Source organism: Bacillus sp. DC4300-2b2, from assembly GCF_049895685.1.
GTDB lineage: Bacteria > Bacillota > Bacilli > Bacillales > Bacillaceae > Bacillus > Bacillus safensis.
In genome coordinates, this window is record NZ_JAFCSW010000001.1 from 389249 (window position 1) to 411549 (window position 22301).

Consider the following 22301-nt stretch of genomic DNA (forward strand, 5'->3'; position numbering starts at 1 on the left):
TTAAAGGTCCCGCACGCTTTTTGTATTAAGCAGGTGTTTCAAACCGCTTTCTGTTAATGAAGAAAGAAAGAGTAATAATCAGATAAATGCCCATTGTGACCATTGTTTGGACAATTGGAGTTGTTGACACAACGCCGATGAAAATGGCAATGATCGCAATCACAGAAAACCATGTTGTAAAAGGATACAGCTTCACGCGATATCCTCCTGGTTCTGCTACACTTCGAGATTTTAAATGCCCGACAGCAATAATAAACCAGATGAATAAGACCGTATAGCTTAAAGATCCCATTAAATAATTAAAGGTTTGACTTCCTACAAAAAGAGAAATCAATACAGCGGCATACAATGTAGATGTACACACTAGGATTGCTCTAACAGGCACCTGCTGTTTTGATAGCTTTGAGAAGCCCTTCCATACACGTCCATCCATCGCTTGCGTATAAAGTACCCTTGAGGATGCGTACAGTCCAGAGTTCATAGAAGACAAGATCGCTAGTAAAATGATACCGTTCATGATATCACTTGCGTATGGCACGCCAATTGTTGCAAACACGGTGACGAATGGACTCACTTGCTCATTGTTTACTTGATTCCAAGGAATCAAGCTGACGATGATGAAAAACGGCAGTACATAGAAACCGATGATTCGTACAAATGTACTTTGAATGGCCTTTGGGATGACTTTTTCAGGGTTTTTTGTTTCTGCTAATGTGACCCCAATCATTTCAGTCCCTCCATATGAATACACCACAACAAGCATGGCCGCAATTAAGCCGCCCGTTCCATTCGGGAAAAATCCTCCGTGGCCGGTTAAGTTGGATAATCCCGGTGCTGCATGCTGACCAAATGAGACAAAAAGCATGGTTAACCCAATGATAATAAATAAAATAATGACAGCAATTTTAATAGAAGCTAACCAGTACTCCGTCTCAGCAAACATTTTAACGGAACAAACATTGATCAATGTCACAACAAGCGAAATGATTAACACAAGTATCCAAATCGGCACCTGTGGGAACCAGTACTGAATAAAGATCGCAGATACGATCGCTTCTGCTGCAATGTTCAGCACCCACATTTTCCAATATATCCAATCTAAGAAATAAGCTGGATATTTACCTAACACAGGTTCAATTAAATCACGAAACGTTCTTGCGCCAGGTCGTGCAACCGTCATTTCGGCAAGTCCTTGCATAATAAATAATAAAATAAGACCACCAATCATATATGCCAAAATGACAGCAGGACCTGCGATATCAATAGCAGAGCTGCTTCCTTTAAACAGACCAGCACCAATTGCACCGCCAAGTGCGAGCATCATAATATGCCTTGACGTCATTGTTCGTTTTAACTGCACATGTTCCTTTTCCATTTTCTATAGCTCCTTTAAATTTGAATCTTCAGACAAATATAAGATAAAAGCATATAAAAAGGCCAGTCATCTCATTGAAGAGACGACTGACCTTGCAACCGCGTTACCACTCTAATTGATTCAGCCATTGCTGAATCCAACTTAAAACCCATTAACGGAGGTCACACGTAAAGACTTACTATTCATTCAGTCTTACCGCTCTTTGAGCGAGTTCAATGATTCGTTTTACTGCGTTGCACCAACCCGCAGCTCTCTTAAAAAACGGATGTTCATCTACTATTCTCAAGTCAAAGCGTTTATAGTCAATTTGTATATTCATCAAAGATTTTATTTTTTAAATATACTGACTAACCACGCAATTGTCAACATCCTTTTTCAGACATTCTCTTTTAACGAATCCAAACAGCTACTTCATCCATCGGACGGCGCGTTTTGCCGCGCTTCGGCTCGATCACACGATAACCAAAGGCTGCCATGACAGAAATATCATACTGACCATCTTCAAGAAGCCCTTCTTCATCTAAAATGCGATGAATCTCATCGTAGCTGAATCCCTCGACTGGGCATGAATCAAAGCCAATTTGTGCAGCGGCTGTCATCATGTTTCCAAGGGCAATATACGTTTGTTTTGAAGCCCAATCAAAGAGCGTACGTTCATTTTCTAACAAATGAAGATCATTCTCTTGGAATTCTTGGTAGCGTCCCTTCACCATCTCGAACGTTTCGTCTGTCATTCCTTTGATTTGCTTGTTGATGTATTCTGCATATGCTGAATCATAACGGGCGTCTGTTCTTGCCAAGATGATCACAAAATGGCTGGCAGTCGGAAGCTGCTTTTGCGCTCCCCATGTATATTCTTTTAATTTTTCTCTCAATGCTTCATTTTGAACAACGAGGAACTTCCAAGGCTCAAACCCTACAGAGCTTGGGGAAAGTCTTCCTGTTTCTAAAATAAACGCAAAATCATCCTCTGATATTTTTTTCGCTGGATCAAACTCTTTTGTTGCATGGCGGAACTCATACGCCTCAATGATTTCTTTTTTTAATTGTTCTTTGTTTCGCATTGTATTCATCCTTTCTATTAACCAATTAGGGTGTGTGTTTCGTCAATCCAATTTCTTTCCATTCCCATATAGAAATTGTTATGATAAGAAAACAAACAGCCCGAATGTGTGATGTGATATCTATATGGTATAAGAAAAGCTTCGAGCGATTCAAGTACGCACATTTTTGTTCGTTAGTTACCATCTTGTTCGTATATCACCAAATTTGCCTTAGAAAGGAGTCTTAAGATGAGTGCACCATCCAATCCAGTCAGTATTGTCAATCATGGCTGTCCCGTTTCAGTGACGACAAGTGTCATCGGAGGGAAATGGAAAGGAGTGATCCTTTATCATTTGACCTGCGGACCAAAACGCTACAATGAATTGCGCCGGCTGCTGCCAAGAATTTCTCAGCGTGTCCTCACACTGCAATTGCGTGAGCTTGAACAAGACGGCGTTGTTCATAGAGAAGTCTATGAGGAGGTCCCCCCTCGTGTCGAATATTCACTCACTTCTCTCGGAAATACATTAAAGCCTATCATCTTCGCCATGCGTGAATGGGGCGAATCCTATGGGAAAGAAGCGCGCCCAAAAGAAAAAAGCTGCCATCTCTAGCAGCTTTTTTTTAAGATGAAATTGCCGTTGGCTCTTGCTGTGGATCATCCTTCACAAACAGGATGCCAAGCTGATGATGCTCCCCTTCGTAAGAAGCACGTTTCTCAAATCTTGTCTGACCATTTAAGCCAATGATCTCGAGCTTTGTCAATGCACGATTGGTTTGAAGGGCTTCATAAAATTCCGAAACGGTTTTGACCTCAATTCCATTCACTTTTGTAATGACTTCTCCGATCTCAAGCTTTAAATCAGCCGCTGGTGTATTTGGAATAATCCCCAAGACCATCAGCCCTTGATTACGCTTAGAGAAGTAGAACGGGGCGGCATTGTCATTGACCCTCTGCTTCCATGAGAGAAAGGCTCTTCCTATCACCGCAATCAATACAGCTCCCCAAGCAATCGGTTCAAACCAAATACTTGCAGCACCTAATAAGGCGACAGCGAGTCCGAGCATGAGAATACGCCGTGCCGTAATTTGAATACTAACAATTGGCAGTGAGCCTTGAATTCTCTGACCGAATCCGATGATATATGGAATCAAAATAAATGAAAAGCTTTGATCATGTACTTGAAGTACCGGCCACCATGGCAGAGAAGAAGTGAATTCACCTGTCGGCATCAGCAAAACAAGCGGTAAAAGCCACAGACGGTTTGCCCGCTGCTGACCAATTAAAAGTCCTCTCGCACTCATCACCATAGCAGGCGATGTACGTAAATGCGCCGTTCGATAGGCTAGAATCCCCTCGGTCATTAATAAAAGTCCTAGCAGAATGACAACGGCTGATGCATTCATCATTGAGAGCTGCGGCAGCCAAGAATGACTCACTTGGAAATGCATCAATCCAAGTGCCGCAATAAAACTGAAACCGAGTGTGTATGCAGACGAAAGCGCACTCGCCTTAAAGAATAAAGAGAAAACGATGGTCATCGCTGCAATCAGCACGATGAATCCAGGAGGGAGGGCAATCCCTAAGCCTACTGAAATGACGGATAGGCAAATCCCTAGAATCCATCCCTTTGAATATGTAAATTTAAGTTCATCGTATACATCTTCTATTCTTGTTTGAAACGCTTTTCTCTCCCGCTTTACGCGGATGTAGCCATGCAATAGGCTGATTAATATCATGAAATAAAAAAGAGGATGGATTAAAAACAGACCGACCGCTTTTAATCCGGCTCCCATCCACTCCGAGCTCATTATCGTTCACCGCCCAAGTCAAGCATTTTCTCTTATTCTATCAAATAAATCGATGCTTGACATCAGGTTTATTTCTCCTGATTCATCCAAAGTGTGACATTCGACAGTGAAAAATCTTTTAAGTAATGATTGACATCTACATCTAGTATGCCGCCGAGCAGCTGCATCGACCTCTTGATGTCGGTTAAGTTTATACCAAGTCTCTTATGATTATCCATTAAATAATTGAAGTATATCTCAGCACAGTCTTCATCGATTTCGTCGACTGATTCTACCGTTGTGTAATTGACCAAGTACCTGCTTAACAGCATGAGCAGACTTAATGCCTTTGTAGCGGAAAACGTCACATCTTTCGTACGACTCTTAAGTTCCTCTACCAACTCGTAATATTTTTTCTCTCTCACAATACTTGCCCTTTTCAATTGTGTACCCCCATTTACTAGTTCTTTTAAGAAAAGCGCAAACCTCGGTACAGCTTAATGCTCAAGCTGAATATCCGCAAAAAATAAAATATTTAAAATGAGTGCTACTTTTTATTGTAAGAATTATTTATGTAACATACAACTTTCAAAAGTTTCATTTTCATGACATGTTTAAATCAACAGAAAGTCTCTTATATACATATGTTATCGGGTAAAATTGAAGGAATGTTATGTTTTTTGTAAAATAAATGAATATATTTCTCGATATAATTTATTTTTATAAATAAATTATTACATGTTCGTGACACTTATGAACCAAAAAAAAGAGGCAATTATTCGCCTCTTTATTTTTTAAGATATAGTGCTTTTAGTGCAGTCTGCAATTGAAGGTCATTTTTTTCGTATGATTTCACTTCATCCACCATTTTGTTCATCATTTCCGCTGTTTTCAAATCAATGACACCTGATTTATCAAGATTGTATGTGCTTTGGAAGGCAAGTACGGCCTTTTTCGTTTCTTCATCAAAGTATCCATCTACCCTGCCAGGGTCAAACGACAATCCCTTTAACAGTGTCTGGGCTTGTCTCACTTCTTCATTGTTCATATCAAGCTGAAGCGGTTCTTTTAGCTGAAGCGGACCTACGGTAAAGTAATCAGGCTGATGAATCGCAATTGTCGGTACAACGCCTTTTTTGTGAATCCAATTGCCTTTTGGCGTGAGCCATTTATAAAGCGTTAATTTAATATTACTTCCATCTCCCATCGGAACCGCCTGCTGCACAGTTCCTTTTCCAAAGGAGACATCACCGACGACTTCATATTTTCCAGCTTCTTTCATGGCTCCAGCAAGTATTTCCGAAGCGGAAGCACTTCCTTTATCAATTAAGACATTGACTGGGTAAGGCTTTTGTTCTTTCAGCTTTGAAAAATATCGTTTCCGGTCGCCATTCCGTTCTGCGATTTGAATATAGGGCTGATCCTTCGTAATAAAATGCTTCAAAATATCTTCCACACTTTGCAGATAGCCGCCAGGGTTTCCTCTCACATCCAGTACAAGGCCTTCTATGCCCTTTTTCTCGAGTTGTTTCAGGCTTGACGTGAAATCCTTCGCCGTATCTTCAGAGAAGCTGGAGATCGCAATATAGCCTGTTTTATGACCATTGACCTCTTTTACAGAAGAAGTCACTGTTTCAAGCGGGATTTCTTCTCGTTTGATATGGAACGTTAGCTCTTTTTCAATCCCGTTTCGTTTGATTGTTAAGGCGACAGACGTTCCTTTTTTTCCTCTTATTTTCAGTACAGCATCGTTTAAGCTTTTTTCTTTCATCGGCTCACCGTCAATGCTGATGACTTCATCTTTCGGCTTTAGACCCGCTTTTGCCGCAGGGGATTTTTTAAAGGCGGAGACGATAATGATCTTTCCTTCATCCATCCCCACTTCTGCCCCAATTCCCTCAAAGGAAGAATCAAGCGAATCAGAAAATTGCTTTGCGGTTTGCTTGTCCATGTATACTGAATATGGATCGTTTAACGTTGAAAGCATTCCTTGGATCGCGCCTTCAAGCAGCTTTTGACGATCCACTTCCTCTACATATTCATTCGAAATAAGGTCATAGGCTTTCTCGATCTTTTCCATCCCATTCTCTTTCGCCTTATCACTTGATTGAGCTTGTCCAGCCATTGCAGCAGCTGCTTGCGGTGACTCCGCATGAGTTCCCTCTTTATGCGTCATCACACCTGCACTTATTAAGAGAACGACACTTGCCATAATAGATGCGATTTGTTTTTTCATATTTGGCCTCCTTCTTCAACTCTTCCTGATGACCTGAGTTATTATATGCCAGAAGAAGGGATTTCATGTAAAGACATTCTCCCGTGAAGGCTTGACGAATCATTTTATTAGGTGTAATTTTTATTTTGTTATGATTGAGAAGGAGTCTTCGCTATGTATATTATCTTGACGATGCTTTTATTAGGAATTTTATTAGGTTTTGTAGGAGCAGGCGGGGCCGGATTTGTCATCGCATTGCTTACATTAATTTTTGATATCCCTATCCATACAGCACTCGGGACGTCATTAGCCGCTATGGCATTTACGACACTATCAGGTGCATACAGCCACTACCGGGAAGGAAACATTCAGCTGAAATCTGGTTTGATTGTCGGGGCTCTGGCTTGTATTGCTTCTTTTGCTGGGGCTAAGGTCGCTCCTTTTATTCCAGAAGAGAGTCTGCACTATTTAACAGCAGGGATGCTTTTTTTATCCGCTGTTTTTATGATGATCAAACTATTTGTTCTTAATGAAGAGGCTGAGCAGCAGCCGCTTTCTTCACGTCAGCTGATGACAAGAGGCATTATTTTAGGCCTTGTGTCTGGAATGCTGTCAGGCATGTTTGGTATCGGGTCTGCACCATTTATTCAAGTAGGACTTTTGATTTTACTGAAGCTGTCGATAAGGCAAGCCGTTGGCACGACAATGCTTGTCATTATTCCGATTTCCATCGGCGGTGGAATTGGATATATTTCAGAGGGCTATGTTGATTTTATCTTGCTGATCCAAATATTAATTGGAACCGTCTTAGGCGCATTTATCGGCGCGAAATTCACACGCCTTGCACCGAAGCTCTTATTGAAATCAGCTGTTCTGTTAACACCTATTATTGCCGGATTACTGCTATTATTTTAATTCTATCTAGACCAAAAAAGCCGATAACGACATGTTATCGGCTTTTTGATTAGCGGATATATTGCGCTGGATTGACTGCATTTGATTTCGCGCCATTCCATAATCCTTTATGAATTTCAAAATGAAGATGCTGACCATGTGATTGGCCGGTATTTCCCATATAGCCAAGGAATTGTCCTTGTTCAACTCTCTGTCCTGTTGACACACTTCTTGTAGACAGGTGAGCGTATACAGTTTGATATGTCTGTCCATTGATATTGTGCGTAATGAACACAACATTTCCGTAGCTCGATGAGTAGCTTGAGTTTGTAACGGTTCCAGATGCTGCTGCATAGACAGGAACTGTGCCTTTTGCTGCAATATCTAATCCGAAGTGGTTTCCGCCAGAACGTCCGCCAAAGCCAGATGAGAAACGCCCTGCAGCTGGTTTAATAAAGCCTGAGCTGCTTGCTGGTGTATCAGATACTTGATCTGAGCCGCCGCTACGAGGTGCAGGTTCATTTTTTTCAGCTGCTTGTTTTGCTTTCGCCTCTTCTTCCTTTTGACGGTGTGCTTCCTCAGACTTCACAGCCGCTTTTTGGTTCGCAAGAATTTCTTGTTCATTCTCAAGCTTGCCTAGTTCATCATGTGCATGATTTTTTTTATCTGTCACATCACCTAAAATATGTTCTTTTTCTTTATGCTTCTTAGATAAATCTTTTTTCAGTGCCTCTAGCTCTTTCAGAGATGTTTCAAGTCCACTTAGCTGATTATTTAGCTCTGCTTCTTTTTGCTCCACCAGCTTTAAATCATTTTCATGTTCTGTAATCATGTCTTTGTCGGCTTCGACAATCGTTGTGACAGCCCCAACACGACCGACAAAATCACTAAAGCTGCGAGCACCTAGCAGCACATCTAAATAGTTGATCGTACCGCCGCTTTTTTGCATAGAACGAATTCGGTCTTTGAAAATGGCTTTTCTTTTTTCAATTCGCTCATTGATAACTTGAATGTCTTTTTTTAGCTTCTTGATCTCTTGCTTCGTTTTTTTAACTTCTTTCTCTTTTTCAGCGACTTTTTCAGTTGCAGTACTTACCTTTTGGTCAATTTGTTCAATTTCTTTCTTGAGCTTTGATTCTTTCTTTTCAAGCTTTGCCAGCTCTGACTTTTTCTTCTTCAAGTTTGATTCAGTCTTCGATGTTTTCTCTTCGATTTGTTGACGCTTTTGATCTAGGTCTTCGTATGCGAATGCACGATTCTCGTTCCCTGGAATGTATAGCCACGTTGTTCCAATAAACGCTGCCATTCCAGCCATCATCAGCTTTCTTTTCAAAACGATATTCCCCTCCCATGACAACTGTCGACATGAAGAGCCGACCGGATGAATCGGATCAACCGGTCACATCTTCTATAGAAACCTCGAATGCTGCCATCAAAATATATTTATACTTTTAAGAATTTACGGATAGACGTTAAGCTTCCCCATACCCCAATGATTGCACCGATCACTAGCAGGATCAGTGATACTTGATAGACAAACGGGTTGTATGGAAGCATTGAAATAAATGAGCCTTGTACTCTCGGTGCGACCCAGCCCACTGCATATTGATACGTGCCGAGCAATAGAGCAATAGGTATAATGGAACCAAATACACCAAGCAATAATCCTTCAATGAAGAATGGCCAGCGGATAAACCAGTTCGTTGCACCTACCAGCTTCATAATCTCAATTTCTTTACGTCTAGCAAAGATCGTAATTTTGATCGTATTGGAGATTAAGAACATAGCTGTAAATAACAGTCCAATAATGAGCACAATGCCGACATTACGCGCTACTCCGACTACATTAAAGAGTCGGCTGACCTCTTCTTTCCCATAGGTTACTTTATATGTACCCTTTAGGTTTTCTAATTTCTTCGCTACTTTTGGTGTATCGTGAGGATCTGTTGTTTTCACAATGAACGCATCGTTTAATGGATTTTCTTGATCAACAAGTCCCATGGATTGTCCATTTTCTCCAAAGCTTTTAATCAGAGCTTTCAGTTCGTCATCCTTAGATGAGTACTTCACATTACTGATTTCAGGAATCTTTTCAATTTCTGCTTTTAATTCATCCTGCTGCTTTTGATTCGCCGTTAATTCGATTAATACTTTTACTTCTACTTCTTTTTCAGCGTTCGATGCCATGTTATTCAAGTTGAGCATAATCACAAGGAAAACCCCAACTAAAATCAATGTGACAGTAACCGCACTAATTGATGCAAAAGTCATCCACGTGTTTCTTCCTAGTGAACGGAAGCTCTCACGTAAATGCCGCGAGAGAGTTTTAATCATAAATTCCGTACTCCCCTCTTGCTTCATCACGCACAATCATTCCATCTTCGATTGCGATGACGCGTTTCTTCATGGTGTTTACAATTTCTTTGTTGTGTGTCGCCATAACCACTGTTGTTCCGCGGTTATTAATCTCTTCGAGCGTCTTCATGATTTCCCATGAAGTGTCTGGATCAAGGTTTCCTGTCGGCTCATCTGCAATGACGACCTCAGGGCTATTGACGATCGACCGAGCGATAGATACACGCTGCTGTTCACCGCCGGACAGCTGGTCAGGAAATTGGCGCGCTCTGTGCTTTAGCTGGACCAGATCGAGAACATCAAGCACTTTTTTCTTAATGATATGAGGCTGTTCACCAATCACTTCAAGAGCAAATGCAACGTTCTCAAACACAGTAAGAGTTGGAAGTAGCTTGAAATCTTGGAATACTACGCCAATTTCTCTTCTTACGTAAGGAATTTCTTTTTCCTTCATTGAACCTAAATCTTTGTTATTAATTAAGATTTGCCCTTTGGTTGGCTTCTCTTCACGATACATCATTTTGATGAAAGTGGATTTACCAGCACCACTGGGGCCAACAACATACACAAACTCTCCTGGATGGATAGAGACATTGATTCCATTGATCGCCTTTACGCCATTAGGATAGATCTTGTAGACTTCCTTCATTTGAATCATGTAATCACCTAATCTTTTCTTATTCGCTGACTAACAGCTTATCATGATGTTTTGACACTTCTCGTCAAAAAACGTTATGTATGGTTACGCACATACCCTTCGATACTTACTAGCAATTTATGTCCTTTTCATCCAAAAAGATGAAAAAATTGAATCGTCTCATTTTCAACAACTCCAATTATACGTCATGAATCGACGCAATGGTATTACATTTATATTTCAAAACTTATAAATAAAAGGTAAATAGAACAACCAAAACTGAGAAACGTGCCTTTATACCCTTATTTTTTTAAATGAAATTTAATATAATACGTTTTCATACTATCCAAAAGTCTTTTTCTACATATAAAAAAACAAAAAAACCTTGTCGATTAGACAAAGGTTTTATTTTTTCTCTGCAAGCCATTTTGCTACTTCTTTTGCTTGCTTCTCATCTACCATTCCGCTTGGCATAGAGCCTTTACCGTTTTGCGCAATATCTGCGATTTGGCTTTCATTATATTTCTTCCCTACTTCTTTCAGGCTTGGTCCGCCTCCGCCAGATAGGTCTTTCCCATGACAGCCAATACAGTTTTGCTGATAGATCTCCTCACCACTGCTCACAGATGAAGCACTTTTGCTTCCTTCTTTTTCGCTGCTTGAATTTCCTCCACATGCCGCGAGAACAAGAAGCATTGCTGCAAATAGCATCGTTAATCCGCTTTTTTTCATCTATTTCCCTCCCTTACAATCATTTGGTCAACGCTATTATATCCTTGTTTATGCCCTTTTAAAACCCTCACCAAGCACCTCTTTTGCATCCATTACAATGACAAATGCTGATGCATCGATTGCTTTCACCACTTGTTTCAACTTTGTGAATTGTGACTGCCCAACGACACACATCAAAATTGGGCGGTCATGATCGGTATATCCTCCGACTGCTGAGATCTTTGTCACACCGCGGTCTATTTGATCAAAAACCGCCTGTCTGACCTCATCTTCATGCCCTGTAATGATCATCGCCATTTTCGAATGACTGAAGCCAGCCTGTACCACATCAATCGTTTTACTCGAAATAAACACACCAATGACTGCGTACAGCCCCTCTTCGATTCCAAAGACCGTCATCGCAGCCAGAACAATTAAGCCATCCATCATCGCTAAGCATGTGCCTAGCGTCAGTCCTGTGTACTTATTGATGATTTTGGCAGCGAGTGCCGTTCCACCTGTTGACCCATTCCCAAGGAACACGAGCCCTATACCGATCCCAATGACCACACCGCCAAAAATAGCTGCCAGCAGCGCTTCATGTGTGACAGGTGCAATATGTCTTGTGACAAACACCATGAAAGGTAAAAAAATCGAGCCAACGAGTGTTTTCACTCCAAATGTACCGCCTAATAAATAAAAGCCAGCGATAAACAGCGGAATATTGAGCCCCCATTGCACATACGCTGCTTCAAAGCCGAATGACTGCATAATGGTACTAATTCCGCTCACACCGCCTGCTGCAATCTGATTCGGCAATAATAACGTATTAAATCCAATCGCCACAATGGCAGATCCGATTAAAATGAACAAATAATTTTTCACTTCGATCCAAAATTGTGAATGTCCCTGCTTCATGTCTTTCTTCCTCCGTTACTTCTGAATGCACACCTATTTTAAGCCCTCTTAAAACGATTGTAAATAACAGCCAAATGCAGTGCTAATGGATTAATACTTTATCACACAGACGGATCAGCGTACTTGCCGGTTGGCATAGGATTAAATGATGGTATATTTAATATGTACATGAGAAAGAAGGGCATGCGATGAAGAAAATACTGAAGATAACAGGTATGACATTACTTGCACTGATCATCTTAGTTTTTGGTGCTTTCTATACATGGAGCCGCTTTACATATGGACCAACAGAAGCATTAAAAAAACAGTTGAACATGGAGCAAGTGGAACATAAAAACAATGTTTATACATTTAAAGTACCAAAAAGTGATACTGGCATCATTCTCTATCCTGGGGCAAAGGTGGAACCACTTGCGTATGCCTATATTGGGGATACGCTCATGAAAAAAGGCTACTCTGTCTTTATCCCTGACATGCCATTTTCCTTTGCGATCTTCAATCCAAACAAAGCACAGGACATCATCACAGATCATCAAACGATCAAACACTGGTATATTGGCGGACATTCACTTGGCGGGGCAGCTGCCGCTATGTTTGCAGAAAAAAATCAGAGCAAGCTCGAAGGACTCTTTTTCCTAGCATCTTATCCAGCATCAGATGACCTGAAACAATCTTCATTGAAAATCCTTTCTATTTCAGGTGAAAAGGATGGGCTGGCAACACAAGAGAAAATCAAGAAATCGAAAGCAAATCTGCCGTCTCAAACCGTTTATCATGAAATAAAAGGCGGGAATCATGCGCAATTTGGCATGTATGGCAAACAAAAAGGGGATCAACCGGCGGACATTCCAGCCCTATCGCAGCAAAATGATCTCATTCAGGCAATGCTTGATTGGCTGAAGCCAGCAAAAAAGCTCCCATAACGGGAGCTTTTCATTTTTATTTTTTCGTCACTTCTAAAAATTCTTCAGCATCTGCTACAGCCAAACGAATGGCTTCTTCCCAAAATGCTTTTTGGGTAAGATCAACGCCTAGATGCTTTTTGGCTAAATCTTCTACTGTCATTGAAGCAGTATCTTTTAATAATGCAATATATTTCTCTTCAAATGATGTACCAGCCTGCAATGCTTTTGCATAAATTCCTAAGGAGAACATGTATCCAAAGGTGTATGGGAAATTATAAAATGGAACATTCGTGATATGGAAATGCAACTTAGACGCCCAGAAATGAGGATGGTATTCATCTAATGAGTCACCAAACGCTTCCTTCTGCGCTTCGACCATCAATTCATTCAATCGGTCAGCCGGCACTTCTCCTTGTTTACGCTCTTCATAAAATCGCTGTTCAAATAAGAAACGAGATTGAATGTTCATGAAGAATGCTACACTGCGCTGCAGCTTATCCTCTAACAAGCTGAGACGCTCCTCTTCATTTGCCGCTTCTTTTAATGAAGCATCAGCTACAATCATTTCTGCGAAGGTGGACGCTGTTTCAGCTACATTCATTGCGTATTTACGATTCAGAATGCGAACATCCTGCATCACTTCCTGATGGAACGAATGACCAAGCTCATGCGCTAGTGTCGCCACATTGGATGGACTTCCTGAGAAGGTCATAAAAATACGTGATTCTCCGCTATCAGGGAAATTTGTACAAAAGCCGCCTACCCGTTTGTTTGGACGGTCCTCAGCTTCTACCCAGCGTTCGTTAAAGGCTTTTTCAGTAAAAGCAGCGAGCTCTTCTCCAAATCCAGCGAAATGTTTCACAATAAAAGCAGCTGCTTCTTGATAAGGATAGATTTTGGTCTCACTGCCGATAGGAGCCCCAACATCAAACCAGCTCAGCTTATCCACTCCAAGCATCTCAGCTTTTCGGTGTAAATAATCAATGAATGGCTGCTTATGTTCATCAATCACAGACCACATCGCATCTAGGGTTTCTTGTTTCATACGGCAAATTTCAAGCGGCTCTTTTAAAATGTGATCCCAGCCTCTTGCTTCATACACTTGCAAACGAAAACCAGCAAGGTGATTGAGCGTACTAGCAAATAAATGTTCATCCTGCGTCCATGCATGCTCTAGGTTGTGGTAAACGGCCTTTCTGACTTCACGATCTGAATCATCCATAGCATTTTCCGCTTGGCCTACAGAGATCATCTGCGTTTCACCATGCTGTTCAAACGGAATGGTAATTTTATTCACTAAGCTGGAATAAAGTTCATCCCATGCATGGTACCCATCTACAGCCAGCTTTTGGATCAGTGTTTCTTGTTCAACAGGTAATTGATCCTTCACACGGTCTCTTCGCTCATTTAATATGTAGCGGACATCTGAAAAGGCTGCTGAATTCATCAGTTCTTCCCACTTGTTTGCAGGGATAGCAGCAAGCGCTTGATCAAACAGTGCAAGAATGGTTCCTAAATCAGCTTCCAGCTTGGCAATCGTACCTCGAAGGCTGCCTGCTTTCATATCCTTCGTATTTTGAGCTTGGAGGCAGGATACAAATGAACCTGCTTGAGACAATTTTTTATATGTAGTTTCATACGTGTCAAGGACAGACGTTAATTTACTTTCAATGTGTGTACCTTCTTTTGAAAAGGCATCCACCTTTTGTCGTAATTCATCTAATAGCTGCTGAATGGTTTGCAGGTATGTCTTAAATTCTGGTGAAGAACTGCCTCCTTTAAAAAAGGCATCTAAATCCCACGTTTCTTGCAATGGTGTTAATCCCAAAATATTTCCCCCTTTATTTGCTAATTTCATCATACAAAGGATATAGAATCAGTATGTCGTATGTATTCCTTTATATTCATTATATTTTCTCACAATTAAAAAAACCCGGCAAGAAGCCGAGTTTTTATGATAATTTCGAACGTAGGTAAGCATCGATAAATGAATCTAAATCTCCATCCATCACCGCTTGAACATTTCCCATCTCCGTATTGGTTCGATGGTCTTTCACAAGAGAATAAGGGTGGAATACATAAGAGCGAATTTGGCTTCCCCAGCCAATTTCTTTCTGCTCTCCTCTGATTTCATCCAATTCTGCCTGCTGTTCTTCGATCCGTTTTTGATAAAGTTTCGATTTCAGCATTTTCATCGCACGTTCTCTGTTTTTGATTTGTGATCTCTCTGTTTGGCACGTCACGACGACATTGGTTGGAATGTGTGTAATACGAACAGCAGAGTCCGTCGTATTAACGTGCTGGCCTCCTGCTCCACTTGCACGATACGTATCCACCTTGATATCCTCTGTCCGAATATCAATATCAATTTCTTCATTGAATTCCGGCATGACATCACAGGAAACGAAGGACGTATGTCTACGGCCAGATGAATCAAAAGGAGAAATACGGACCAAACGATGGACACCTTTTTCTGCTTTTAAATAACCGTACGCATTATGCCCTTTGATCAGCAATGTCACCGACTTAATTCCTGCCTCATCACCTGGAAGGTAATCAAGCGTTTCGACCTTAAAGCCTCTGCGCTCTGCCCAGCGAGTGTACATTCTCAGAAGCATAGAACCCCAATCCTGTGATTCGGTACCGCCCGCACCTGGGTGAAGCTCAAGAATGGCATTGTTTTTATCATAAGGTTCGCTTAAGAGAAGCTGCAGCTCAAATTCGTTAAATTGCTTCGTTAAGTTCTTCAGCTCTTTTTCAAGCTCTGCATGAAGCTCTTCGTCATAATCTTCCTTTAATAAGTCATGCGTCATTTGCAGCTCTTCATGCGATTCACTGAGCTCATGATAGGAATTCACAGAATCCTTCAGTGCATTGGCTTCATTGATAACGCCTTGAGCCTTTTGCTGATCATTCCAAAAATCAGCCTCTGACATCGTCGCTTCAAGCTCTGCGATTTTGGCTTCTTTTGTTTCTAAGTCAAAGAGACCCCCTAAAATCAGCTAGCCTGCTAGCCATATTTTCAAGCTCTTGTCTAATTTCTACTAATTCCATATCCTTCACCTCATAGATGTATGGGGGCTGACATGAATAGAAAGAGGTTTTCACCTCTTTCCATTACTTATTCTGTCTTCCCATGACAATTTTTATATTTCTTGCCGCTTCCGCAGTGACATGGAGAGTTTCGTCCAATGTCGACGACTTTACGTACCGGCTTTTTCTTCACTGTCTTCTCCTCATCGCCCTCTTGTGGCTGATGAGCCGTTGTTTGACCTTGAACTACTTCTTCTCGTTCTAGGTTGTTTTGGATTTCTGATTTCAAGACATACTTGGCCACATCATCTTCAATTGAAGCAACCATATGCTCAAACATCGCAAATCCTTCCATTTGGTATTCACGTAGCGGATTCGTTTGTGCATACGCACGTAAATGAATACCTTGACGCAGCTGATCCATTGCATCGATATGGTCCATCCACTTCGAATCCACCGCACGAAGAACGATGACTTTTTCAAATTCACGCATTTGTTCTTCGCCAAATGTTTCTTCTTTTGCATCGTATTTTTCTTTAATACGATCCATGATGAAAGTTGTGATTTCATCTGCTTCTTTACCGAAGATATCTTTGACTGTGATGGCACCTTCGTCTAAATAGTTCGTGTTGATTAATTCAACAAGACCATCTAGTTTCCATTCTTCAGGCAGCTCTTCTTTTGGCGTATAAGATCCCACAGCACGCTCAATTGAAGATTGGATCATATTGATGACAATTGATTTTAAGTTGTCGGAATCGATGACTTCAAAACGCTGTTTGTAGATCACTTCACGCTGTTGACGAAGCACATCGTCATATTGCAGAAGCTGCTTACGGGAATCAAAGTTGTTCCCCTCTACACGTTTTTGAGATGATTCAACGGCTTTAGACACCATTTTACTTTGGATTGGTGTAGAGTCATCCATGCCAAAGCGGTCAAGCATCGCCATCGTTCGCTCTGCACCAAATCGGCGCATCAATTCATCTTCCATGGATAGATAGAATTGGGTAATCCCTGGGTCTCCTTGACGTCCAGAACGTCCGCGAAGCTGGTTATCAATCCGGCGGGATTCATGACGCTCTGTCCCGATAACAGCCAGACCTCCAAGTTCTTTTACACCTTCTCCAAGCTTGATGTCTGTACCACGTCCTGCCATGTTTGTCGCAATGGTCACAGCACCTTTTTGACCAGCCTCTTCAATAATTTGGGCTTCACGCTCATGGTTTTTCGCGTTTAACACTTGATGAGGAATGCCTTTATTTTTAAGCAGCTTAGAAATAAGCTCAGATGTCTCAACTGCTACTGTTCCGACAAGAACTGGCTGTCCTGTCATATAGCGCTGCGCAACATCTTCAGCCACTGCTTTAAATTTACCATCCATTGTGCGGTAAATTAAATCAGGTCTGTCATCACGAACTACTGGTTGATTGGTCGGGATTGACACAACCTGCATGTTGTAAATGTTACGGAATTCTTCTTCTTCCGTTTTTGCTGTACCAGTCATACCAGATAACTTTTCATACATACGGAAGTAGTTCTGGAACGTAATTGTTGCTAGTGTCATGCTTTCGTTCTGCACTTCAAGACCTTCTTTTGCTTCGATGGCTTGATGCAGACCTTCACTATAACGGCGTCCTTTCATTAAACGTCCTGTGAAGGAGTCTACGATGACTACTTGGCCTTCTTCTACCACATAATCCACGTCTTTTTGCATCGCAACATGTGCTTTCAGCGCCTGAGCGATGTGATGGTTCAGCGCGACATGTTTGACATCAAACAGGTTCTCGATGCCGAATGCTTTTTCCGCCTTCGTCATTCCGCTTTCAGTCAGCTGCACACTTTTTGTTTTAATATCATACGTGAAATCATCTTCGATTTTTAATGTGCGGACAAATGCATTGGCTTGTACGTAAAGCTTTGTTGATTTCGCAGCTTGTCCAGAAATAATAAGAGGTGTTCTCGCTTCATCAATTAAAATGGAGTCAACCTCATCGATCACAGCATAATGAAGTGGTCTTTGAACCATCTGCTCTTTGTAAAGCACCATGTTATCTCGTAAATAGTCAAAGCCGAGTTCATTGTTTGTTGAATACGTGATATCAGCGGCGTACGCTTCTCTTTTTTCATCTTTGTCTAAGCTGTTTAAGTTTAAGCCGACCGTTAAACCAAGGAATTCAAAAATTTTGCCCATTTCCTGCGCATCACGGCTTGCCAAATATTCGTTGACTGTCACGATGTGGACGCCTTTTCCAGAAAGAGCATTTAAGTAAACAGGCATTGTGGATGTCAATGTTTTCCCTTCACCTGTTTTCATTTCAGCGATGTTGCCTTCGTGAAGTGCGATCCCCCCCATAAGCTGCACCTTAAATGGGAACATTCCTGTTACGCGGCGGGAAGCCTCGCGAACCGTAGCAAATGCTTCAACCAACAGGTCATCCACGGATTGTCCTTTTTCAAGTTTTTCTTTAAATTCAATCGTTTTATTTCGTAAAGCCTCGTCAGATAATTTTTCAAAATCTTGAGCGAGAGCTTCGATTTCATTTGCCTTTTTTTCATATCGGCTGATCGTACGTTTCGTAGGATCAAACACTTTGTTTAAGATTCCAAGCATATAATAACGCTCCTCTATTTCATGCAATTTTTCGGCATGTCCAAAAGTTTGACAGGTCCATATTTACCTGCATTTATCATACCATACCTTCTTTCATTTCCAAAGAATTTGCCATAATTTCGCACAAAAAACCCGCCCCTTATGAAAGGAACGGGCTTACTTTATTTAGGTTGTTTTTGAATCAGCATCAACTGATATTTAAGCGTTTGGCTCAATGAGTCCATATTTACCGTCATTTCGGCGATAAACCACATTGGTCAAATTTGTCTCAGCATTTGTGAAAACGAAGAAACTATGACCTAACATGTTCATTTGGAGAATGGCCTCTTCACTATCCATCGGCTTTAAGTTGAAACGTTTTTGTCTGACGATTTCTGTTTCATCAATCTCTTCGTCATCTTGAACTGCTACTTCAGCCGTACCATTTCCTCCAGCAAATAAGTGCTTTTTGGCACCTTGCTCGCGGAATTTACGGTTTACTTTTGTTTTGTGCTTTCTAATTTGACGTTCTAATTTACTGGCTGCTAGGTCTACTGCATTGTACATATCCTCATTATGCACCTCAGCTCGAAGTGCTAGATCAGTCATTGGAATGGTAACCTCAACTTTAGATTCTTGATCGTTGTAAAACTTCAAGTTCACGTTGACTGAAGCATCAACATCTGTCTCAAAATAACGCTCCAGCTTTCCAATTTTTTTCTCGACATGATCTCTTAGTGCAGGTGTTACGTCGATGTTTTCTCCTCTGACATTGTAATTCATGTAAAGAACGCCTCCTTTAAAATTAAGGATATGTAAACCTATTTCTACTTTTCCCTCCTTTTCTCCTGCTCAAACGTAAAAAAAATGTGAATATTTATTGAAATTTGTCGAATTTTGCGGTGCTTCAACTGTTGCTTGATAGGTGATGAATATATATTCGGCTGATTCTTGAAAAAGACCAGCGCACATTAAATGGTAAAAGATGAAATCGATGTTTTCAGCGATTGAGACAAGGATTTTAAATCCTCCGCAGCGGCTTTCATCTCTTCATTGGCCGCTAATGATTCTTCAACAGCAGCAGACATATACTCCGTCTCTTCTGAGTTTCGTTTCGCACCTTCTTCAATGACACCAACCGTTTGAGAAATTTCCTCTGTACTAGCAGAAATCTGTTCTGCAGTGGCTGACAGTTCTTCGGCTTTCATTGAAATATCACGAATAGATTCCAGGATTTCATGGAAGCTCTGTTCAGATAATTGTGATACTTTTACACCCTCTGCTACATCCCGCTCAACCTTCGTCATCGATTGCGATGACCTTTCTGTATCTTTGTTCACGTTCTCGAGTAATTGACTAATTTGATCTGTCAGCTGACTAGATTCTTCTGCCAGCTTCCTCACTTCATCTGCTACAACTGCAAAACCTCTTCCATGTTCTCCAGCTCTTGCTGCTTCTATGGCTGCGTTTAAAGCAAGTAAATTCGTCTGGTCAGCAATGGCATGGATATGACCTAACAGACCTTGAATGCCTGTAAACTGCGCTTGTACATTGGCCATTGTGGAATGGTGTTCATTCACAGATTCTTTAATAGAACTCATTTGTTTCACAAATTGTTGAATAAGGGCGGCACCCTCTTCAGCCTTTTCAGTCACTGAAATTGAGTGACCCGAAACATCGGACGTGTGTACAGCTGCATTTTGCATGCCAGTCGATACTTCTTGAATGGCAGAGGCGACTTTTCCGACCGCATCTGATTGTTCACGTGAAGCTTCACTGACCTGTTCGATCGAGCTAGATGTCTGCTCACTAGCCGATATCGTTTGACTGATGGTTTCCTCAAATTGAGCAGCAGAATCAGCAAGCTGTCTTGATCCGCTTTGCACCTGCAAAATAAGCTGACGCAAATGAGCCGTCATTTGATTAAAGGCTGTGCCGAGCTGACCAATCTCATTTTTAGAGGTCACTTCAATCTCTTCAAGGGTCAGGTCACCATCTGCCATCCTTCTTGCGGCATTTGTGACAGAAACAATTGGTTTTGTCATGCGATGAACGAATCTGACACCAATCACCAGAAAGCCAACAATAATCGCTGCACTGACCAAAATGAGTGTAAGCAATAATTGATTACTATCTTGATTGAGCTGATTGATTTTTTGATCACGTTGTTTTAGCTGGTTTTGAGCGAATTCTTTTGTAAAGGTATGTATTTCTTGTTCGATAGGTTGTAATTCTTGAGTGAGGCGGGTGTTGAATTCTTTTTGATTTTGCATATTTAATGAATTAAATAATCGATTCGTTGAGGTGTAGTAGAGATAATTTTTTTCTGAGATTTGATCTAATAGATTTTTTGCTTGTTTGACCGTACTTAATTTTGAAGCTTCTGTTGTTTTCTTATTAATATCTTCATATGTTTGCTCAATTTTCTGCAAATTTTCTGCATCTTGGACGACAACATATGTTTTGATCTGTGCTTCCTGCTTTTGCAGAAGCGCCTCTAATTCCAGCGAGGTCTGATAAAGCTTCACTTCCTTGCTTAATAACGCTTTATAGGATTGATCTGTTTTGTAATAGAGAAAGCTTGAGAATCCTAACATACTGACAAATAATACACATATGACAATAAGCCCAAATAAAAATTGATTTTTTAGTCTCATAATTTCCTCCGAATGGTCTGAATTGGACAAAAATTAATGAATGACATACGGCCTCATACAGGCATGTATTTCATCCATCCACTTTCTATATTCAGGTATAAAATATGATTTCAGGAATGATTGGAAGTGATTTGAAGGGAATGTATAGAAAGCTAGTATATCAAAACTTAAAAATATTTGATCAAACGAACGAATCGTTTTGGCAAAGTGTTCATTTTCAATAATTGAAAGCAGAAGGGGGTGTGTTGTGTCTAAATGAAAGAAGGCATGGATCAGATCATTAAAGATCCGATCCCCTTCTGTTTTGTCAAAATCCTTCTCAATTTCATCTAAATATTTTAGACTCTCTTCTATCGTGTATAGAAGTTCATAATATGTGGTTAATAAAATATAGTCATTTGAACGATACGCCACAGGTCTCACCTATTTATTTCCGTTTATCGTAGTATACGCCGTCACTTGTTAGGGGCTGGTATGGATTTTGATAATTCAGCTGTTTTGTTTTCTTTTTTTGAATGGCTTGAATATCTGCTTTTATCCCATTTTGGATAACCGTTAATTGCTTCGTCATCTGTTGATCTGTTTGTATGATTTCTCGGATTTTCTCTTTTTCTTGATCCGTCAATTCATGCTGTATATCTCTCATTAATTCGTCTCTTTCAATTAAAAAGGCATCAAAGTCTTCAACCAGTGTCTCACTTTGCGGATTTTCCGCTATTTCGGCTGCCATTTTTAATGTTTGATCATGCAGCTGGTCCACAATACTCATAGAGAGCCCCCGATAGAGTGGTGACGGCCTTTTCGATCGGTTTGAATGACTTCCTTCCACGCATCACGGAAATCAGTTACGTACTGTTCTACTTCATTCAATATCTCTTCGTCATTTTGAAGATTAGCTTCTATCAGTCTGCGATAAATGTAATCATACATACTTGCCATACTCTTTGATACGTCATAGGAACGATTTAAGGTGACATTTAATTCTTGAATGATGTTTTGGGCCTTTTTCAGGTTCAAGTTTCTCGTTTCTGCATCCTCTTTTTGAATGGCATGCTTCGCTAGTCTGATGAACTTTAAGCAGCCTTCATAAAGCATAAGCGTCAACTCGGCAGGTGTTGCGGTCTCAATAGAATTTTTCTGATAGGCGGCATAAGGGTTCTGTATTGCCATATG

General features: G+C 40.8%; 21 protein-coding genes, 1 pseudogene and 1 other annotated feature. Of the genes and pseudogenes, 3 read left to right on the plus strand and 19 right to left on the minus strand.

Annotation, left to right across the window (positions count from 1 at the left end; genetic code table 11):
- Positions 1–25: 25 nt before the first annotated feature.
- Both ACP69X_RS02065 and ACP69X_RS02070 read right to left on the minus strand, forming a co-directional pair.
- Positions 26–1375: an amino acid permease gene (locus tag ACP69X_RS02065; protein ID WP_041088073.1), complete on the minus strand. Its 1350-nt coding sequence runs from the start codon at positions 1373–1375 to the stop codon at positions 26–28.
- Between the two features lie 75 nt (positions 1376–1450).
- Positions 1451–1675: a binding site (T-box leader), on the minus strand.
- Positions 1676–1764: 89 nt separating this feature from the next.
- Positions 1765–2439 (minus strand): NAD(P)H-dependent oxidoreductase, encoded by a 675-nt coding sequence (locus ACP69X_RS02070; RefSeq protein ID WP_426052374.1) that lies wholly within the window; start codon positions 2437–2439, stop codon positions 1765–1767.
- Positions 2440–2667: 228 nt separating this feature from the next.
- Between ACP69X_RS02070 and ACP69X_RS02075 the strand changes: the two genes are divergently transcribed.
- Positions 2668–3033, plus strand: coding sequence for a winged helix-turn-helix transcriptional regulator (locus tag ACP69X_RS02075; RefSeq protein WP_024423595.1), 366 nt, complete (start codon positions 2668–2670; stop codon positions 3031–3033).
- A gap of 10 nt (positions 3034–3043) precedes the next feature.
- On the opposite strand, the gene ACP69X_RS02080 is transcribed toward ACP69X_RS02075, so the two are convergent.
- The 3 genes from ACP69X_RS02080 to ACP69X_RS02090 form a co-directional block, all read right to left on the minus strand.
- Positions 3044–4231, minus strand: a complete 1188-nt coding sequence (locus tag ACP69X_RS02080; protein ID WP_426052375.1) for a PDZ domain-containing protein — start codon at positions 4229–4231, stop codon at positions 3044–3046.
- Between the two features lie 68 nt (positions 4232–4299).
- Positions 4300–4653, minus strand: a complete 354-nt coding sequence (locus ACP69X_RS02085) for a swarming motility protein SwrAA (protein WP_007500014.1) — start codon at positions 4651–4653, stop codon at positions 4300–4302.
- Between the two features lie 344 nt (positions 4654–4997).
- Complete coding sequence (locus ACP69X_RS02090) at positions 4998–6446, minus strand: S41 family peptidase (protein WP_305960485.1); 1449 nt, start codon at positions 6444–6446, stop codon at positions 4998–5000.
- A gap of 153 nt (positions 6447–6599) precedes the next feature.
- Between ACP69X_RS02090 and ACP69X_RS02095 the strand changes: the two genes are divergently transcribed.
- Positions 6600–7340, plus strand: a complete 741-nt coding sequence (locus tag ACP69X_RS02095) for a sulfite exporter TauE/SafE family protein (protein ID WP_024423598.1) — start codon at positions 6600–6602, stop codon at positions 7338–7340.
- Between the two features lie 49 nt (positions 7341–7389).
- Here the strand turns inward: ACP69X_RS02095 and ACP69X_RS02100 are convergent, their stop codons facing one another.
- The 5 genes from ACP69X_RS02100 to ACP69X_RS02120 form a co-directional block, all read right to left on the minus strand.
- Positions 7390–8652 (minus strand): murein hydrolase activator EnvC family protein, encoded by a 1263-nt coding sequence (locus ACP69X_RS02100; RefSeq protein ID WP_305960486.1) that lies wholly within the window; start codon positions 8650–8652, stop codon positions 7390–7392.
- 110 nt (positions 8653–8762) lie between these two features.
- On the minus strand, positions 8763–9653 hold the full coding sequence (gene ftsX, locus ACP69X_RS02105; RefSeq protein ID WP_039181755.1) for a permease-like cell division protein FtsX: 891 nt from the start codon (positions 9651–9653) through the stop codon (positions 8763–8765).
- A complete protein-coding gene (gene ftsE / locus ACP69X_RS02110; RefSeq protein ID WP_024423601.1) occupies positions 9646–10332 on the minus strand; it encodes a cell division ATP-binding protein FtsE in 687 nt (228 codons plus the stop codon). Before ftsE ends, ftsX begins: the two co-directional genes overlap by 8 nt.
- A 384-nt stretch (positions 10333–10716) precedes the next feature.
- Positions 10717–11043, minus strand: coding sequence for a cytochrome c551 (cccB, locus tag ACP69X_RS02115; protein WP_041088068.1), 327 nt, complete (start codon positions 11041–11043; stop codon positions 10717–10719).
- A 48-nt stretch (positions 11044–11091) separates the two neighbouring features.
- Positions 11092–11940 carry a YitT family protein gene (locus tag ACP69X_RS02120; RefSeq protein WP_024426245.1) on the minus strand — a complete coding sequence of 283 codons (849 nt, stop codon included), beginning with the start codon at positions 11938–11940 and terminating at the stop codon, positions 11092–11094.
- Positions 11941–12128: 188 nt separating this feature from the next.
- On the opposite strand from ACP69X_RS02120, the gene ACP69X_RS02125 reads away from it, so the two are divergent.
- Positions 12129–12863 (plus strand): alpha/beta family hydrolase, encoded by a 735-nt coding sequence (locus tag ACP69X_RS02125; protein ID WP_041088066.1) that lies wholly within the window; start codon positions 12129–12131, stop codon positions 12861–12863.
- Positions 12864–12879: 16 nt separating this feature from the next.
- Here the strand turns inward: ACP69X_RS02125 and ACP69X_RS02130 are convergent, their stop codons facing one another.
- From ACP69X_RS02130 to fliS, 9 genes and pseudogenes are all read right to left on the minus strand, one after another.
- On the minus strand, positions 12880–14673 hold the full coding sequence (locus tag ACP69X_RS02130; protein ID WP_426052376.1) for a M3 family oligoendopeptidase: 1794 nt from the start codon (positions 14671–14673) through the stop codon (positions 12880–12882).
- A 124-nt stretch (positions 14674–14797) separates the two neighbouring features.
- Positions 14798–15899, minus strand: a protein-coding gene (prfB, locus tag ACP69X_RS02135) for a peptide chain release factor 2 (protein ID WP_098677688.1) whose coding sequence is annotated in 2 segments (ribosomal slippage) — positions 14798–15826 and positions 15828–15899 — 1101 coding nt in all. Because the reading frame shifts where the segments join, the coding sequence is not laid out codon by codon here.
- A gap of 67 nt (positions 15900–15966) precedes the next feature.
- Positions 15967–18492, minus strand: a complete 2526-nt coding sequence (secA, locus tag ACP69X_RS02140) for a preprotein translocase subunit SecA (protein WP_034281086.1) — start codon at positions 18490–18492, stop codon at positions 15967–15969.
- Between the two features lie 198 nt (positions 18493–18690).
- Positions 18691–19254: a ribosome hibernation-promoting factor, HPF/YfiA family gene (hpf, locus tag ACP69X_RS02145; RefSeq protein WP_024423608.1), complete on the minus strand. Its 564-nt coding sequence runs from the start codon at positions 19252–19254 to the stop codon at positions 18691–18693.
- Positions 19255–19442: 188 nt separating this feature from the next.
- Positions 19443–20390, minus strand: a complete 948-nt coding sequence (locus ACP69X_RS02150) for a methyl-accepting chemotaxis protein (RefSeq protein ID WP_404841323.1) — start codon at positions 20388–20390, stop codon at positions 19443–19445.
- Positions 20382–21128, minus strand: a pseudogene (locus ACP69X_RS02155) (HAMP domain-containing protein); the annotation flags it as partial. The pseudogene ACP69X_RS02155 and the gene ACP69X_RS02150, both read right to left, overlap by 9 nt.
- 33 nt (positions 21129–21161) lie before the next feature.
- Positions 21162–21542, minus strand: coding sequence for a hypothetical protein (locus ACP69X_RS02160; protein ID WP_039181775.1), 381 nt, complete (start codon positions 21540–21542; stop codon positions 21162–21164).
- Between the two features lie 13 nt (positions 21543–21555).
- Positions 21556–21897, minus strand: coding sequence for a flagella biosynthesis regulatory protein FliT (fliT, locus tag ACP69X_RS02165; RefSeq protein WP_041088059.1), 342 nt, complete (start codon positions 21895–21897; stop codon positions 21556–21558).
- Complete coding sequence (fliS, locus tag ACP69X_RS02170) at positions 21894–22298, minus strand: flagellar export chaperone FliS (RefSeq protein WP_041088057.1); 405 nt, start codon at positions 22296–22298, stop codon at positions 21894–21896. Before fliS ends, fliT begins: the two co-directional genes overlap by 4 nt.
- Positions 22299–22301 lie beyond the last annotated feature (3 nt).